This window comes from Bradyrhizobium sp. (assembly GCF_049586575.1).
In the GTDB taxonomy this organism is placed as follows: Bacteria; Pseudomonadota; Alphaproteobacteria; order Rhizobiales; family Xanthobacteraceae; genus Bradyrhizobium.
In genome coordinates, this window is the sequence record NZ_JBAVCF010000713.1 from 1 (window position 1) to 13,969 (window position 13,969).

Genomic DNA, 13,969 nt, shown 5'->3' on the forward strand with positions numbered 1-13,969 from the left:
CGCCTGAGCCTATGAAAAGCGGGATCGCGGCGCCGGAGCAGAGCTTCCGCGCTTTTGCGGGCCACCTGGATGGATGAAGAATTCGGCTAGCGCATCAATGAGATGATCGGGTCGCCGGATTCCGAGACTGAGGCAAGCGTCGAGCCACCACCAATGGGAGTATTTCACGTAATGAAATTCATTATCGCCATGTGAAAATTAAGTTGCTTTCGCTCTGCGGAACTGGCCCTAATGGAAAAAATATACTGATGCTAGGAGGGCTGCATCGATGCCGTCCGAAAAAGCGAATGAACGGCGAGGCGTCATGCCAGCGCGACCGCCGATGGGGCGTGACCATGGTGGCATCCAGGCGCTCGATCGCGCCTTTCTTATTCTCGACGTGATGGCGGATGCCGGCGGCGAAGCAAAGCTGACCGAGATTGCCGCGACCGCCGGACTGAACGTTTCGACCTGTCATCACCTGATCTCTACCCTGCACAATTGGGGCTATGTCGCGCGTGGCCCGAATAGCCGCAGCTACGTGCTTGGGTCGCGCATTCTCCACCTCAGTGCTGCCTGTCTGCGGCAGGTGGATTTGCCGCGTCGCGCGCAAAGTTTTGTCGATCGCCTGAACGACCAGACTCAGGAGGCCGTGCAGCTTGCGATCATGCAGGACACCAATCTCGTCAATATCCTTCGTCGCGAGGCAAGACATGCGGTCCGCGTCGATGCCGGCTTTGGCGGAAACGCCAATGCGGCGCACGCCGCTGCTACCGGCAAGGCGATCCTGGCCTGGCTGCCCCCGAGCGAACTCGACCGGATCGTGGCCGACAAGGGTCTCACGGCCTTTACGCCAAACACGATTACCGACATCGAAGCACTCAAAGAGGAATTGCGGCTCACGCGCAGAAGGGGTTTTGCGATCGATCGCGAAGAGTTTCGTCCCGGCGTGATCTGTCTCGGTGCCGCTATCCGCGACCATGCCGGCGCAGTCGTCGGCTCCATCAGCGTCTCGTCGCCGGCTTTTCGCGCCACGCAGGATTACCTCGATCAAATCAAGGTACATCTGATCGCGGTGACGGACGAATTATCGGCGGAGCTTGGCGCCCCAGGCGCGACGCTGCGGGGATCAATCAAGGCCGTCGCGGCCGAATAACAATACATTCAGGAGTGAAGCCATGTACAAGCCCGACCACGTCAAGACTGCGCCCGAATTTCCGATTCCGGAAATGATGCGGGCGTGGGTGTTGGGCGATCCCGATCAGTTGACGCTGACCAAAAAGCCGGTGCCGGTGCCGAAGCGCGCCGAGGTTCTGGTGCGCATCGACGCGGTGGCGATTTGCGCGACCGATCTCGAGATCATTCATCACGGACCGCCGGCAATGATCCAGGGCGGCCAGCCCTTCAACAAGAATTTCACGCCGGGCCACGAGTATATGGGCACGGTCGTGGCGCTTGGTCCGGGTGTGGACGAGTACAAGATCGGGCAACGCGTCACCGTCGAAATCCACGCCGGATGCGGCCAGTGCAAGCGCTGCCGCGAAGGCATGTATACGGCCTGTCACAACTACGGTCTGAACTACGGCGACGTCGACAAGGGACATCGCGCCAACGGCTTTACGACCGACGGCGGATTTACTGAATACGCCGTCAACAACATCAACACGCTGGTTGCGATCTCAGATGAAATGTCGGACGAGGAAGCGACGTTGGTTGTTACCGCCGGTACCGCCATGTACGGGCTGACCGAATTGGGCGGCCTCGTCGCCGGCGAGAGCGTCGTGATAACGGGCCCCGGTCCAATTGGGTTGCTCGGCGTGGCTGTTGCCAAGGCGCTCGGCGCCCATCCGGTGATCCTGACCGGAACGCGCGACAACCGTCTGCAGATCGGGAAGGAATTGGGCGCCGATTACGTCATCAATGCCAAGAATGAAGATCCGGTCGCGGCGGTGCGCAAGCTGAATGGCGGCAAGGGTGTCGACTACGTCGTCGAATGTTCCGGCGCACCTGAAGCCGTCAACGAAGCCGCGCGCATGGTCAACCGCGGCGGCCGCATCTGTCTTGCGGCATTTCCCGGCAAGCCGGCCGAGGTCGATATCGCCCATATCGTGCGCAACAATATCTACGTCTACGGCATCCGCGGCGAGGGCAAGAGCGCCACGCACCGCGCCGAGGCGTTCATGGCGCAGAAGCGCTTCGACGCGACCAAGGTCCACACGCATACCTTTGCGCTGGAGGATCTGCCGACCGCATTGAAATACGCGCGTGAACGCATCGAGGATGCGATCAAGGTCGTGGTCAAGACTCACGGTCACGCCGCGCTCAATCGCGTGGCCGCGGAGTAGAGCGGGCGGAATCAAGAAGGTGGCAGGTGGCAGGTGGGATCGGGGCTCAACGTCGATCCTGCTGCGTTCGATCCAAAGACCGTCGAAGCCTATGCCAAGGTCGCCAAAGGCGTCGGCCTGACGGAGTTCTTCCTCTCGATTATTCCGAGCTCCTTTGTCGAGCCCTTCGTAAAGGGCGACATCATGCCCATCCTCTTTGTCGCGGCGCTGTTGGGATTGGGGCTCAGCCTCGCGCAGGACCGCGGCAAGCCGGTCGTGGTCTTACTGGAGTCGGCGGCGGCAGCATTGTTCGGCATGGTGCGGATTATCATGTACTGCGCGCCGATTGCGGCGCTCAGTACATGGCCTTTACCGTCGGCAAATACGGCCTGCGGACGTTGCTCGACCTCGGCCAGCTCGTGGCGTCAGTCTATATCGTCAGCATCCTGTTCGTCGTGATCGTGCTCGGTGGGTTTCTGCGGCTTTCGGGCTTCGGCATCGTCCGCGTGCTGAATTACTTCAACGACGAGATCCTGTTCGTCTTTGCGGCAACCTCGGCCGAAACCATGATACCGCGCTCGATGCGGAAGCTCGAGAAACTCGGCGTGTCCAGGGAAGTCGTCGGCCTGGTGATGCCCGGAGGCTTCTCGCTGAACATGGACGGCACCGCGATCTACATGACGATGTCGGTCCTGTTCCTGGCGCACGCCTTCAACGTTCATTTGACGATCTGGCACCAGTTGAGCGTGCTGTTCGTGATGCCGACGGCGACCGCGGAGTTGCGAGGCCGGATTTGCCGAGACCGTCGATGGTTCGGGCGAGGGGACCGGTCACACCGCTTAAGCGGTTGGTGATCTTCCGCGCCGGAGTTAGCGCATTGGTCAGCGTTTTGGTGCACGGACTGGGCTTCGCCAACGTGCTTGCTGAGCTTGGCTTGCCGGCCGGCGCACATGCGGTGGTTCTGGTGAGCTTCAATCTCGGAGTCGAAGCCGGGCAGTTGGCGATTGTTTCAGTGATCTTGCCGGTTGCGTATTTGTGCCGCCATTGGCGGTTCTATCCCGGGTTCGTGCTCGGCGCGGGCTCGTGCGGTATCGTTGCGGTGGCTTCCGTATGGCTGGTCGAGCGCAGCCTCAATGTCAGTTTTTCTGCGCTGTTTCGGTTCGCGCACGTGCCGGGGCCGGCTTTTGGGGGATGACGTGTCGAGCGCGTTGTAAGCATTGGCGACGGCGTTGACGTCGCGACGTTCGCGCCCGGCTGCGGCTCAGTAGCGCTTTGCTTCCCGGTTCGCGGTCCACGTCAATGCGAGCCTCTGGCCTTCGGTGATTTCTGCCAGCGATATCTTCGAGGCGACCGCATCGCGAAGCCGTGCGTAGAAGTCGCGCTCGCGACGCGACGCTCTCGCCGCCGCGAGATCGAGCCACTTGTAGGCAAGGATGAAATCCTGCCGTACACCGTGGCCCTTGTCGTAGCTGAGGCCCAATCTGCTTTGGGCGAAGGCATCGCCTTGTTCTGCCGCACGCCGGTAAAGATCGACCGCTGCGATATAGTTCTGCGGCACGCCCAGGCCATTTTCATACCGAAAGCCGAGACGCCCCAGCGCCCGGGCTTTGCCGTGTGCCACGACGATCGGCTGCCCGTCGCTTAGATAATTCTCGCCGGCGAAGCTATCGCTACCGGCGACGCAGGCAAGAAGCAGCACGAAAACCGGCAGCGCATTGGTCAGGGTTTTGAGCGCTCGTTTCATTTGAGAGTGCTTGCACTCATGGAGCCACGCAACTTGGAGCGAAGTTCTTCGGCAACGGTATGAGCGTCCATGCTGTCGCGAATGATCTGGGGACGGATGAAGATGATCAATTCCGTGCGCGACTTCGTATTGTCCTGAGTCGCGAATGCATTGCCTATTCCCTGCAACTCATCCAGCAGCGGAATGCCGCTCTTGTTCTCGTTCTTCTGGTCCTGAATCAGGCCGGCCAGCAGCACGGTTTGGCCGTTGGCGATGGAAATCGAGCTCTTGACCTTTCTCTCCGAGATGGTCGGGGTCAAATTCGCGGCCGCGTTGGTTGAAGGCACGACGTTGCTGATCTCCTGCTCGATATCGAGCCTCACGTTGCCGTTGGCGCTGACACGGGGAGAAACGTGCAGGATGATGCCGGTGTTGCGATAGTCGACGGTGTTGACGACCGTGTTGCTGGTCGTCAGCACTGTGGCGCTGCCGGTCGAGACCGGAACCTGGTTGCCGACCTGAAGCGTTGCCGACTGGTTGTTGACCACGACCAGCGACGGGGTGGACAACACCTTCACGCCGGTGACGTTGTGCAAGGCGGACAGGATCATGGCGGGTTGCGCCTCCTGGCCGACCAGGAAATTGAATCCGGGGAACGCGCGGTTGATGAACGTGTTGACGACCGTTCCGGTGGCCGCCGCCGTCGTTGTGGCCGCGGTAGTGGCTGTGGCCGCCGTAGTTGCGGCAGTGGTCGTCGCGGTGACCGGCGTCGACGTGGTGTTGAGCAGCGACCCCTGATCGGGCCTTAGTCCCAAAGCGTGGCTGGTCAGAAAGAACTGAACGCCGAACTGGAGCTCGTCGGTGAGGTCGACCTCGGCGATCGTGGCATTGATTGCGACTTGCAACTGCGGTTGGTCGACCTGTTGTAACGTCGATTCGATAATTCGATAGTTGGTCTGATCGGCGTAGATCAAAAGCGAATTGTTGACGACGTCGGGGGTGATCCGGACATTTTGCAGTAGAGGCTGTCCTCCGCCCGAGCTGGAGCCATTTCCCTTGTCAAGCTGGCCGAAATTTCCTCCGGCAGCGCCGCCCTGCGATCCCCCGAAGCCCGAGCTCTGGCGCGATCCGAAGCCGCTGCCCATTGCCGGCGAGGAACTATTGCCGCTCGTGCTGTTGTTGTTACTGTTCGCGTTGAGCGAAAGTCGGTCGCTCGCGCTTGCCGTGGTGCCGGATCCCGGTGCGACCTGATTGTCGGGGCTGTCGAGCAGGCTGCTGTTGGACGATCCGCCGCCGAACATGTCGGTCAGCACGCGCGCGATCTGCTTCGCGTCGCCGTACTTCACCTTGTAAACGTGAACGCTGGTCCGCGTGGTATCCGAACGATCGAGGCGCTTGATCCAGTTTTCAACAGTGTGCAGCAGAGCCGGCTTCTTGCTCACCACCATGACCGCGTTGAGCCGGGCAACCGGCTGGAGCTTGATCAGGTTCTGGCTCAAGCCGTTTTCGCCGGAATCCACGATCTTTTCGAGCTCGGCGATGATCGGCTCGGGTCCGCTGTTGGAAACCGGGAAGATACCGATCGATTGACCCCGCATCCAGTCGACATCGAAGCTCGTCGCGGTTTCGACGGCGGTGCGGCGTTCCGGGCCGGTGCCCTGAATCAACAGCAGATTGCGCGTGACGTCGGCGCGGACGACGCCGGGCTTGGTCGCGAAGCTGTCCATTATCTTGAGCAGCGTCTGCGCCGAGACATATTGCAGCGGAACAACCGAGACGCCGTATCCCGGTTCGGTATCGGACGCGGAATCGACATGGCCCGCGCCGACCGCATCGCCAAGCGGCGTCAGACGGTAACCCGACGTGTCGCGGACCAGCACCACCCCGCTGATCCGAAGGGCATTTTCCAGGACGAAGATGATGTCCGATTTGGGCACCGGCCGTACCGAGACCAGGCTGACGGTGCCTTGCACCCGTGGATCGATCGTGTAGCCGGTCTGCATGATGTCGCCGAGCACGACCTTGGCGACGGTCGCCACCGGGGCATTTTCGAAATTGAGATCGAAGCCGTTTCCGCTCGCCGCCTGTTGCGGGCGCGCCGCCGCAATGTCCGTCACCTCAGCGCCCTGAAAGACCACCGGCTGGGCCCGCGGACCGGAAGAAGTCGTTGAGGCGCCGGTCTGCGTCGGATAGCGCGGCAAGATATCGAGCGAACGCACCTTGTCCAGGACATCGACGTCCTGAGGGCCGCTACTGGATTTTACCATGGCGGAACCACAGGATGCCAATAGAAGCAGGCACGACGCCATCAAAGCAGAGCCGATACCGCGCCCGACCGAAAGGGACGGGCTGCCCTTGCCGACACTTGCCATTTACGCCGCCCCAACCTGGTTACTTAACACCCCCCGGATCCCTTGGCAGGACCAGGCCCACTCGCGGTTCTTACCGTTCGAACATGACAGAATTGTTTGGGAGGGACCAGAACATCACAAACAAAAAGCTTTGCTTCCGTTTCCCTTCACGTTTCAGGCTACGGAATTTTCTTTTCACTAGACGGAATTACGCTAACATATGACACAGTCGGCAGCAACCCGCGGTTTCGATCGCGGACACTGGTTTTGTGAAACCTTTCTTGTTTTCGTTTCGTAACACTGTCATGTTTTTCCGATCAATAGTCGCCACATGGCCGAGTATAAAGCGACCAGCGGCGTGATGGGCTGCGGTGCGCCGGCTGATGCGCGCCTCAAAAAAGCGCTGCGACTGGAACGCCGATGACCAGCGACGAGTCCTTACAATTCCTGGAGCATCTGCGTCGCAACGACCACCTTGTAAAATCGGCTGCGCCTAACGGTCAGTCGATCGAGCAGGGCGCCTCGTCGCGCCAGCAATCCAGGCTTTGGGAGTTGACGGATCTTTCTGCGAGCGATTTTGCCGACGAAGCGGCCCGCTTTGCCGGTCTCGAGCGTGTGGCACTTCAGGAGCTCTTGTCGGCACCGGCGCTCAACGAGACGTTCTCGCAGCGCTTCCTGCGGGAGATGATGGTTTTCCCCTATCAATTCTCCGACGGAAATGCGGCTCTCGCGGTTGCTGATCCGACCGACAGAGCCGCGCAGCGCGCCGCCGAAATCGTGCTCCGGCGCGACGTCAGGATCACGGTTGCTTCGGTCGAAGACCTCAAGGTCGTACTCGACCGCCGCCTCGGCGAAGATAGCGCGGAAGCCGTGGATGCGGCCGGCCAGTTTCTTCCGCGCGAAGATGATATCGAAAGCCTGCGCGACCTTGCCAGCGGCGCGCCGGTGGTTCGCGCCGTCAACGATCTCCTGGAAAAAGCGGTCGAGCTGCGTGCGAGCGATATTCACATTGAGCCGTTTCAGTCCGCGCTCGTGGTTCGCATGCGTATCGACGGCTTGCTGCGGCCGGTAGCGGCACCCGCCGGTGTCCTGCCGCAGGCAGTGATTTCGCGCATCAAGATTATCGCCAATCTCAATATCGCCGAACGCCGTCTGCCTCAGGACGGCGCCGCGCGGTTGCGCGTCGGCCGCGCCGACATCGATATTCGCGTCGCCATCATGCCGATGCAGCACGGAGAATCCGCGGTCGTTCGTATCCTGCCAAAGGATCGCGGGTTGCTGGTGGTCGAGAAGCTCGGATTTTCTGCTTCCGACGAGGTCAAGCTCAGACGTCTGCTGAAGCTGCCGCACGGCATGATCGTCGTCACCGGGCCGACCGGCAGCGGCAAGACCACGACACTGGCAACCGTCCTGTCGATCCTGAACGAACCTGGCCGCAAGATCCTGACTGTCGAAGACCCGGTCGAATATGACATTCCCGGCGTCAACCAGGCGCAGGTCAAGCCTGCGATCGGACTGACCTTCGCCGCCGCGTTGCGCTCCTTTGTGCGCCAGGACCCTGACGTGATCATGGTCGGCGAGGTTCGCGACAATGAGACCGCGCATGTCGCGGTCCACGCGGCGCTGACCGGACATCTTGTTCTGACCACCTTGCATACGGAGTCGGCGGCGGCCGCGGTGCCGCGCCTGCTCGATCTCGGCGTCGAGGGGTATCTCTTACGTTCGACCCTGCGAGCGGTGGTGGCGCAGCGGCTGGTCCGGCATTTATGCGAGCGTTGCAAGACGCCGAAGCCGCTCGTGGACGCGGACTTTGCCGAGGACCCGCGGCTGGCCGCGCTCGGCTTTCGGGCCGGAGAAGTCCTTCAGGCGCCGTGCGGTTGCGAACGCTGCAGCGGTACAGGTTATCGGGGCCGGCTGGGCGTGTTCGAGATACTCGAACTGTCAGACGAAATCCGCGCACTGATCGGCGAAAAGACCGATGGCCTCAAGATCGATGAAGCGGCGATCCGCGCCGGAATGACGACGATGGTCGGTGATGGCATCGCAAAGTGTCGCGCCGGCCTGACGTCGCCGGCGGAACTACTTCGCGTCACCACCGTGCGGTGAGGTGAGATCATGCCGAATTTTCGTTACCGGGCGCTGACGCAAAACGGCGAAGTCGTGCATGGCACGCTTTCGGCGCCGACCGTCGCCGAAGTCGCCCGTCGTATCGAATATCTTCGCCTGCTGCCGATCGAAACCGTCGAGGACAGGAAGGCGACAGCCGCGCAGGACGGCTTCGGCTTTTTTGGCCGGCCAAGTGCGGCGGAAGTGACGACGTTTACGCGTGACCTTGCGCTGCTGCTGAAGGCAAGCGCCCGCCTGGATGACGCCCTCGAACTGCTCGCCAACGATACCGACGTCGGCAGGCTCAGACCTGTGGTCGCTCGTCTCCGCGCGTCGATCCTCGCGGGCGAGAGTTTTGCAAGCGCCGTCGCTGCGCATCCCACGCTGTTTCCCGCGATGTATGTCGCCCTGGTCAAGGTTGGCGAGATATCCGGAACGCTCGACCAGGTACTCGAGATGCTGGGCAATGAACGTGCGCGGTCGGAAGCGATGCGGCGCAAGCTGACGGACGCAATGCAATACCCGGCCTTCGTGCTACTCGCCGCGGTCTGCGTCATGATGTTCTTTATCCTGTTCGTGCTGCCGCAGTTTTCTTCGGTGTTGCAGGACTTCGGCGCCAAGTCCGACACCGCGCTCAGCGTATTCATCAGGCTGTCGGAGTTTCTCCGTGCCAATGCGACGCCGGTCTTGCTCGGCATTGCCTTTGTCATCGCAGGGACGTGGTGGCTGTTGCGCCGGCCAGCCACCCGCAGCGCGATTGTGTCGTTCGTCGCGCGAGCCCCCGGCATCGCCAATATCTTTCAATTCTATCGCACCAGCCTGTTCTGCCGGAATCTCGCCGTGCTGCTTGGCAGCGGCGTCAATCTCACGGCGAGCTTGCGCATTCTGGTGGATATCATGGCGGTGACGGGAGACGTCACGGTCTGGACGACGGCCGCCGACCGCGTGCGCCACGGCGGCAAGCTGTCGGACGCGTTGCTCGCATCGAGCAACATGCCGCCGATGGCCATCCGCATGTTGCGGCTCGGCGAGGAAACCGGCCAGCTGCCGGTGCTCGCGGGCCGAGTTGCCGAATTCTACGAAGCGAAATTGCAGCGCAGCCTCGACCGCGTCGTCGCCATCGTCGGGCCGCTCGCGATCATTACCATCAGCACCGTGGTCGGAGGATTGATCGTATCGGTCATGACCGCGCTGCTGTCGGTCACCCAATTGGTCGGTTAACACAAGGATCGGATCGGATGCTGAAAAACGTTGGCATGTTCTTCACGGCGAGCAAGAAGCGCGAACCCGGACACGATGCCGGCCAGGCCGGATTCACCCTGATCGAGATGCTGGTCGTCATCACGATCATCGGTCTGATCATGGGTCTGATCGGCCCGCGCGTGCTCAACTATCTCAGCGAGTCCAAAGTCAAGGCGGCGCGAATTCAGTTGCAGAGTTTTGGGAGCGCGCTTGACCTGTTCTATCTCGATGCCGGCCGCTTTCCGTCGACGTCTGAGGGCCTCGCCGCATTGGTGCAGCGGACGCCTGGCGTCGCGGCCTGGAACGGGCCTTATCTGAAGGGCGGCAGCCTGCCGAACGATCCCTGGAACCATCCTTATCTGTATCGTTCGCCGGGCGAACGCGGGCCTTATGAAATCAAGTCCTATGGCTCGGATGGCCAGGAAGGCGGAAGTGGAATTGCGGCCGATATCTCCACCGAAAACCTGACAAGTGCGAAGAATGAATAGGACTTCCGAACGCGGCTTTACGTTGCTCGAAATGGTATGCGTGCTGGCGCTCGTCGCCATAATGGCGGCTGTGCTGCTGCCGTTCATCCCGCATCAAACCTCTCGTTCCCGCTTGCAGGGCTATGTGCTGCAGACGGCCGCCCTCTTGAAAGGAGATCGCAATGCCGCGATCCGGCGCGGAATGGGGGTGGCGACGCTGGTCGATGCCGGGAGTCGCGTGATCCGGTCTGGTGCGACCGCCGACATGGTCCGGATTCCGGACGACGTTCATTTCGAGGCGCTGTTGCCCCGTACCTGCAACCAGCGCGAGGCGCTGTCGACGATCAGCTTCTTTGCCAGTGGCATGTCGTGCGGTGGCGCGGTGGCGCTGACGCGCGCGGATGTCGGCTATGAAATTCGCGTCAACTGGCTGACCGGAAGGGTGGAAATTGTTACGCGCAACGCCGCCAATTGATGGCCGCGCCGGCGGCTTCACGATCATCGAGGTGCTGGTTGCGCTTGCCGTCGTGGCTGTCTCGATCGTAGCGATCGGGTCGGTGATGTCGACGAACGTGCGCGGCGTTCGCTCGCTGGAGCAGCATGTGACGCTGATGCAGACGGTGCGTTCGGTGATGGCGGCCGACGTACCGCCGCGCGCGGAGATGAACTTTGGGACTCTGTCGGGAAAAACCAACGGCCATCAATGGAAGATCGACGTCGGCCCAATGGGCGAGGAATGGAATGCGTCAAGCAACGACGCTGCATGGATTCCTGCCCTCGTCAGAATCCAGGTGCGCTCTCCATCCGGCGCCGTGATGGACGTCAGGACGGTTCGTCTGATGCACGGGAAGCCGCAATGAGCATTTCGGTGAAACGGCACACAAACGAGAGCGGCTTTACGCTGATCGAAACCCTCGTGGCGCTGGCGCTGATGGGGCTCGTGCTTTCGGCGCTCGCCAACCTCACCGCACAGTGGCTTCCGAGCTGGAACCGCGGTCTTGATCGCATTCAGCGCAGCGAGCAGATCGGGATCGCCCTGCAGCGAATTGCCGACGACCTTGCGGCGGCCCAAAGCGTGCCGGTCAGCCGCGGGGATAAGCCGCCGCCGCTGTTTGCGGGATCGGAGCAGTCGGTGACCTTTGTACGCACGGCGCTTGGCCCGAATGCCGGGCCCGGGCTCGACGTGGTGCATCTGGGTGAGACCACCGATCAGGGCGGCCTCGCGACGGTCCGTTCGCGAACGTCATTCCGGCCATTACGACCGGAAGCGTCGCTTTCCGACCAGCTTCATTTCAGCGAGCCTGTGGTGCTCTTGCGTGCGCCGTACCGGCTGTCCTTTGCCTATGCAGGCGAGGACCATGCCTGGAAAAGCAGTTGGCGGGATTCCGACCGGCTGCCGGCGAAGGTCAGGCTGACGGTGCGCGACGCCTCAAGCGAGCGCCTTCTCGCGATCTCGACGGTGACGTCCATTCACGTCCAGTCTTCGGCGCAAGATGAGTGTAAGCAGCCGGACGGAAAGTGTAACGACGATGCCGGCGCTCGGACCAATCCACAAGGCAACGGACAACAAGCTTCGCCTGCGGGTTCGCAACAGGCGGCGGGAGCGGTCGCGAGCCAGGGCAATTCGCAATGAGACAGCCCCTCAAGACAAAAGCGCAGTCCACGGAACGCGGCTTCGTCATCGTAGCCGTGCTGTGGATTCTGGTAGCGTTGTCGGCGCTTGCGATGATCTTTTCAGTCTACCTATCCAATTCTGCTCGTGCTCTGGGCGCGACCGATATCGGCGTTCAGAACGAGGCGCTGGTATCGGCGAGTCTGGAACTCGCCGCTTATCAGTTGCTGTCGGCGGATGAAAAGACGCGCCCCGCGCAGGGGTCGTTCCGCTTCCGGATGGACGATGCGGCGGTGCTCGCCACCTTTACCTCGGAAGCAGCGCGGGTCGACCTCAACAAGGCCTCGAAGGAAATGCTCGCCAACTTGTTCGAGGTCCTTGGTGTGGAACAGAAGGCAGCGGGGGAAGTCGCCAATCGCATCGTCGGATGGCGGACCCCGCCGAAGCGCGGTGCGGCCAACGACGAAGAAGCGCTCTATCTGGCTTCGGGACTCGCTTATTCGCCCCGGCAAGCGCCCTTTGCTCACGTTAACGAATTGAGCCTGGTGCTCGGTGTTTCGCCCGCCATGATCGAGCGTGCTTTGCCTTATGTGACCGTCTTCAGCAAATCGGCCGATGTTGACGTTTTGCTTGCGCCGCCGGAAGTGATTGCGGCGCTGCCGGGGATGACGCCGGAAGCCCTCAACGACTTTCTGAAGCAGCGGCGGTCCTTGCCGCGCGATCAGAAGGCGGTCGCGGCCGCGCTTGGTCCGGCGGTCAAGGCCGGGTCCTTGCCGGAGACCAAGGCCTTTCGTGTCCTGACGACGATACGGTTCGACAACGGCCGTCGAACGTCGACCGAAGCGGTCATCTTGTTGGGCAGCGCGGAAGCCACGGGCAAGGACGTCGCCAAGGACAACACGAAGGACAACACGGGCAGCGCCAAGGACAAAGACCCTTACAAGATATTGTCGTGGCAGGACCTGGCGGAGACCGGGACTCGGCCATCCAGACAGGCAGGCGGGTGATGACGATTGTATCTGAAGCAAGAGGCTTGTTCGATGAGTGGGTGGCGGCGGTAGCCGCTGCGGTCGATACCGCGATCGGCCGCTATGCGCGCCGGCCGCACATCGTGCTGGGCGGCGAAAGCACTGATGTCCTGACCGCGAGGCTGCAATCGGCGCCAAAAGGACCGGCGCTGCCGGATATCTCATTTCGTATCGTCAACGGCCGGCCGAGTCCTTCTTTGCCGGCGGATTGGCAGGCAGCTTTCCGCGGCAGCCGGATCGAAACCGTCCTGGCATCGGGGCAGGTAATGTTCCGGCCGCTCGATTTTCCGAAGCAGGCTGTGGATTTCCTTGATGGCATGATCCGTACCCAGATCGACCGCCTGACACCGTGGTCGGCGGACGGTGCCGTGTTCGGCTGGAGTTCGCCGTCGGCGATCGGGCAAGATAGAATTGAGCTGACGCTCGCCGCGACTTCGAAGCAGGAAATCGAACCGCTGGTTCAACTCGCCGCTGGCCTTGGCGCGCAGTCGTTCGCCGCATTTGCGGCGCCGCCCAATGAGGGCGATACTTCAGCCGATATCAAGGTCTTCGACCAAACACTCGGCAGCGCAGCCGGTCGTGGGTTCGACACGCCGCGCATCCTGCGCGCGGTCTTGCTATCGGCCGGCGTCGCGGCCGCGGTCGCGCTGCTGTTGGGCGCTTATTTCGGTAACAGCCTTGATTCCGAGCAGCAGCAATTGACGCGCCGCATTTCGGAGCGCCGCGCCGCGCTGCGTCTTGGCCCCGACTCGACGGTTGGTCTTCTGGCCAAGCGTAAGCAGACCAGTCCGTCGAGCGTTGTTGTCCTGGAAGCGCTGTCGCAGGCGTTGCCCGACGGCACCTATGTCACCGAGCTTCGGATCGACGGCGACAAGGTTCAGGTGGTCGGCATGACGCAGGACGCGCCTTCGCTCATCCGCCTGATCGAGAAGTCGCCTCAGTTTGCGCGCGCGACGTTCTTCGCGCCGACCACGCGCGCGCAGAACGAGCCGGGGGAACGTTTCCACATCGAAGCCCGCATCACGCCCTCGTTTGGATCGAGTACATGAACCCCGCTGCGTCACTGAGAAGATTACTTGTCAGCTCCCCGGTCCTGGCCGCAACCGCTTACGCTGCGCTTGTGATCGTGTTGTTGGC

General features: G+C 61.8%; 13 protein-coding genes and 1 pseudogene. 12 read left to right on the top strand and 2 right to left on the bottom strand.

Annotation, left to right across the window (positions count from 1 at the left end):
- Positions 1-304 precede the first annotated feature (304 nt).
- The 4 genes and pseudogenes from WB528_RS26010 to WB528_RS26025 all read left to right on the top strand — a co-directional run bounded on the left by WB528_RS26010 (position 305) and on the right by WB528_RS26025 (position 3,498).
- Positions 305-1,135, top strand: a complete 831-nt coding sequence (locus WB528_RS26010) for an IclR family transcriptional regulator (protein ID WP_423892117.1) — start codon at positions 305-307, stop codon at positions 1,133-1,135.
- A 22-nt stretch (positions 1,136-1,157) separates the two neighbouring features.
- On the top strand, positions 1,158-2,324 hold the full coding sequence (locus WB528_RS26015) for a zinc-dependent alcohol dehydrogenase (RefSeq protein ID WP_423892119.1): 1,167 nt from the start codon (positions 1,158-1,160) through the stop codon (positions 2,322-2,324).
- A 33-nt stretch (positions 2,325-2,357) separates the two neighbouring features.
- Positions 2,358-3,157, top strand: a pseudogene (locus tag WB528_RS26020) (cation:dicarboxylate symporter family transporter).
- Positions 3,154-3,498, top strand: coding sequence for a HupE/UreJ family protein (locus WB528_RS26025; protein WP_423892120.1), 345 nt, complete (start codon positions 3,154-3,156; stop codon positions 3,496-3,498). Before WB528_RS26020 ends, WB528_RS26025 begins: the two are co-directional and overlap by 4 nt.
- Before the next feature lie 66 nt (positions 3,499-3,564).
- On the opposite strand, the gene WB528_RS26030 is transcribed toward WB528_RS26025, so the two are convergent.
- Positions 3,565-4,047 (bottom strand): tetratricopeptide repeat protein, encoded by a 483-nt coding sequence (locus tag WB528_RS26030; RefSeq protein WP_423892122.1) that lies wholly within the window; start codon positions 4,045-4,047, stop codon positions 3,565-3,567.
- Entirely contained in the window at positions 4,044-6,398 is a 2,355-nt protein-coding gene (gene gspD / locus WB528_RS26035) for a type II secretion system secretin GspD (protein ID WP_423892124.1), read from the bottom strand. The genes WB528_RS26030 and gspD overlap by 4 nt, the downstream gene beginning before the upstream one ends.
- 399 nt (positions 6,399-6,797) lie before the next feature.
- Between gspD and WB528_RS26040 the strand changes: the two genes are divergently transcribed.
- The 8 genes from WB528_RS26040 to WB528_RS26075 are packed head-to-tail and all read left to right on the top strand — an operon-like array spanning position 6,798 to position 13,881.
- Positions 6,798-8,483 carry a GspE/PulE family protein gene (locus tag WB528_RS26040; protein ID WP_423892126.1) on the top strand — a complete coding sequence of 562 codons (1,686 nt, stop codon included), beginning with the start codon at positions 6,798-6,800 and terminating at the stop codon, positions 8,481-8,483.
- A gap of 9 nt (positions 8,484-8,492) precedes the next feature.
- Positions 8,493-9,704: a type II secretion system F family protein gene (locus WB528_RS26045; RefSeq protein WP_423892128.1), complete on the top strand. Its 1,212-nt coding sequence runs from the start codon at positions 8,493-8,495 to the stop codon at positions 9,702-9,704.
- A gap of 35 nt (positions 9,705-9,739) precedes the next feature.
- A complete protein-coding gene (gene gspG / locus WB528_RS26050; RefSeq protein ID WP_423892140.1) occupies positions 9,740-10,213 on the top strand; it encodes a type II secretion system major pseudopilin GspG in 474 nt (157 codons plus the stop codon).
- Positions 10,206-10,667 carry a pilus assembly FimT family protein gene (locus WB528_RS26055; RefSeq protein ID WP_423892130.1) on the top strand — a complete coding sequence of 154 codons (462 nt, stop codon included), beginning with the start codon at positions 10,206-10,208 and terminating at the stop codon, positions 10,665-10,667. The genes gspG and WB528_RS26055 overlap by 8 nt, the downstream gene beginning before the upstream one ends.
- A complete protein-coding gene (locus WB528_RS26060) occupies positions 10,642-11,052 on the top strand; it encodes a prepilin-type N-terminal cleavage/methylation domain-containing protein (protein WP_423892132.1) in 411 nt (136 codons plus the stop codon). The genes WB528_RS26055 and WB528_RS26060 overlap by 26 nt, the downstream gene beginning before the upstream one ends.
- Positions 11,049-11,825: a PulJ/GspJ family protein gene (locus WB528_RS26065; RefSeq protein ID WP_423892134.1), complete on the top strand. Its 777-nt coding sequence runs from the start codon at positions 11,049-11,051 to the stop codon at positions 11,823-11,825. The genes WB528_RS26060 and WB528_RS26065 overlap by 4 nt, the downstream gene beginning before the upstream one ends.
- A complete protein-coding gene (locus WB528_RS26070) occupies positions 11,822-12,811 on the top strand; it encodes a general secretion pathway protein GspK (protein ID WP_423892136.1) in 990 nt (329 codons plus the stop codon). Before WB528_RS26065 ends, WB528_RS26070 begins: the two co-directional genes overlap by 4 nt.
- Positions 12,811-13,881, top strand: coding sequence for a PilN domain-containing protein (locus WB528_RS26075; protein ID WP_423892138.1), 1,071 nt, complete (start codon positions 12,811-12,813; stop codon positions 13,879-13,881). The genes WB528_RS26070 and WB528_RS26075 overlap by 1 nt, the downstream gene beginning before the upstream one ends.
- Positions 13,882-13,969: the final 88 nt, after the last annotated feature.

Excerpts from the sequence above, each read along its gene's own strand:
- WB528_RS26065 (WP_423892134.1), top strand. The coding sequence starts at position 11,049 with ATGAGCATTTCGGTGAAACGGCACACAAACGAGAGCGGCTTTACGCTG.
- WB528_RS26010 (WP_423892117.1), top strand. The coding sequence starts at position 305 with ATGCCAGCGCGACCGCCGATGGGGCGTGACCATGGTGGCATCCAGGCG.
- gspD (WP_423892124.1), bottom strand. The coding sequence starts at position 6,398 with ATGGCAAGTGTCGGCAAGGGCAGCCCGTCCCTTTCGGTCGGGCGCGGT.
- WB528_RS26045 (WP_423892128.1), top strand. The coding sequence starts at position 8,493 with ATGCCGAATTTTCGTTACCGGGCGCTGACGCAAAACGGCGAAGTCGTG.
- WB528_RS26015 (WP_423892119.1), top strand. The coding sequence starts at position 1,158 with ATGTACAAGCCCGACCACGTCAAGACTGCGCCCGAATTTCCGATTCCG.
- WB528_RS26030 (WP_423892122.1), bottom strand. The coding sequence starts at position 4,047 with ATGAAACGAGCGCTCAAAACCCTGACCAATGCGCTGCCGGTTTTCGTG.
- WB528_RS26070 (WP_423892136.1), top strand. The coding sequence starts at position 11,822 with ATGAGACAGCCCCTCAAGACAAAAGCGCAGTCCACGGAACGCGGCTTC.
- WB528_RS26040 (WP_423892126.1), top strand. The coding sequence starts at position 6,798 with ATGACCAGCGACGAGTCCTTACAATTCCTGGAGCATCTGCGTCGCAAC.
- WB528_RS26075 (WP_423892138.1), top strand. The coding sequence starts at position 12,811 with ATGACGATTGTATCTGAAGCAAGAGGCTTGTTCGATGAGTGGGTGGCG.
- gspG (WP_423892140.1), top strand. The coding sequence starts at position 9,740 with ATGTTCTTCACGGCGAGCAAGAAGCGCGAACCCGGACACGATGCCGGC.
- WB528_RS26055 (WP_423892130.1), top strand. The coding sequence starts at position 10,206 with ATGAATAGGACTTCCGAACGCGGCTTTACGTTGCTCGAAATGGTATGC.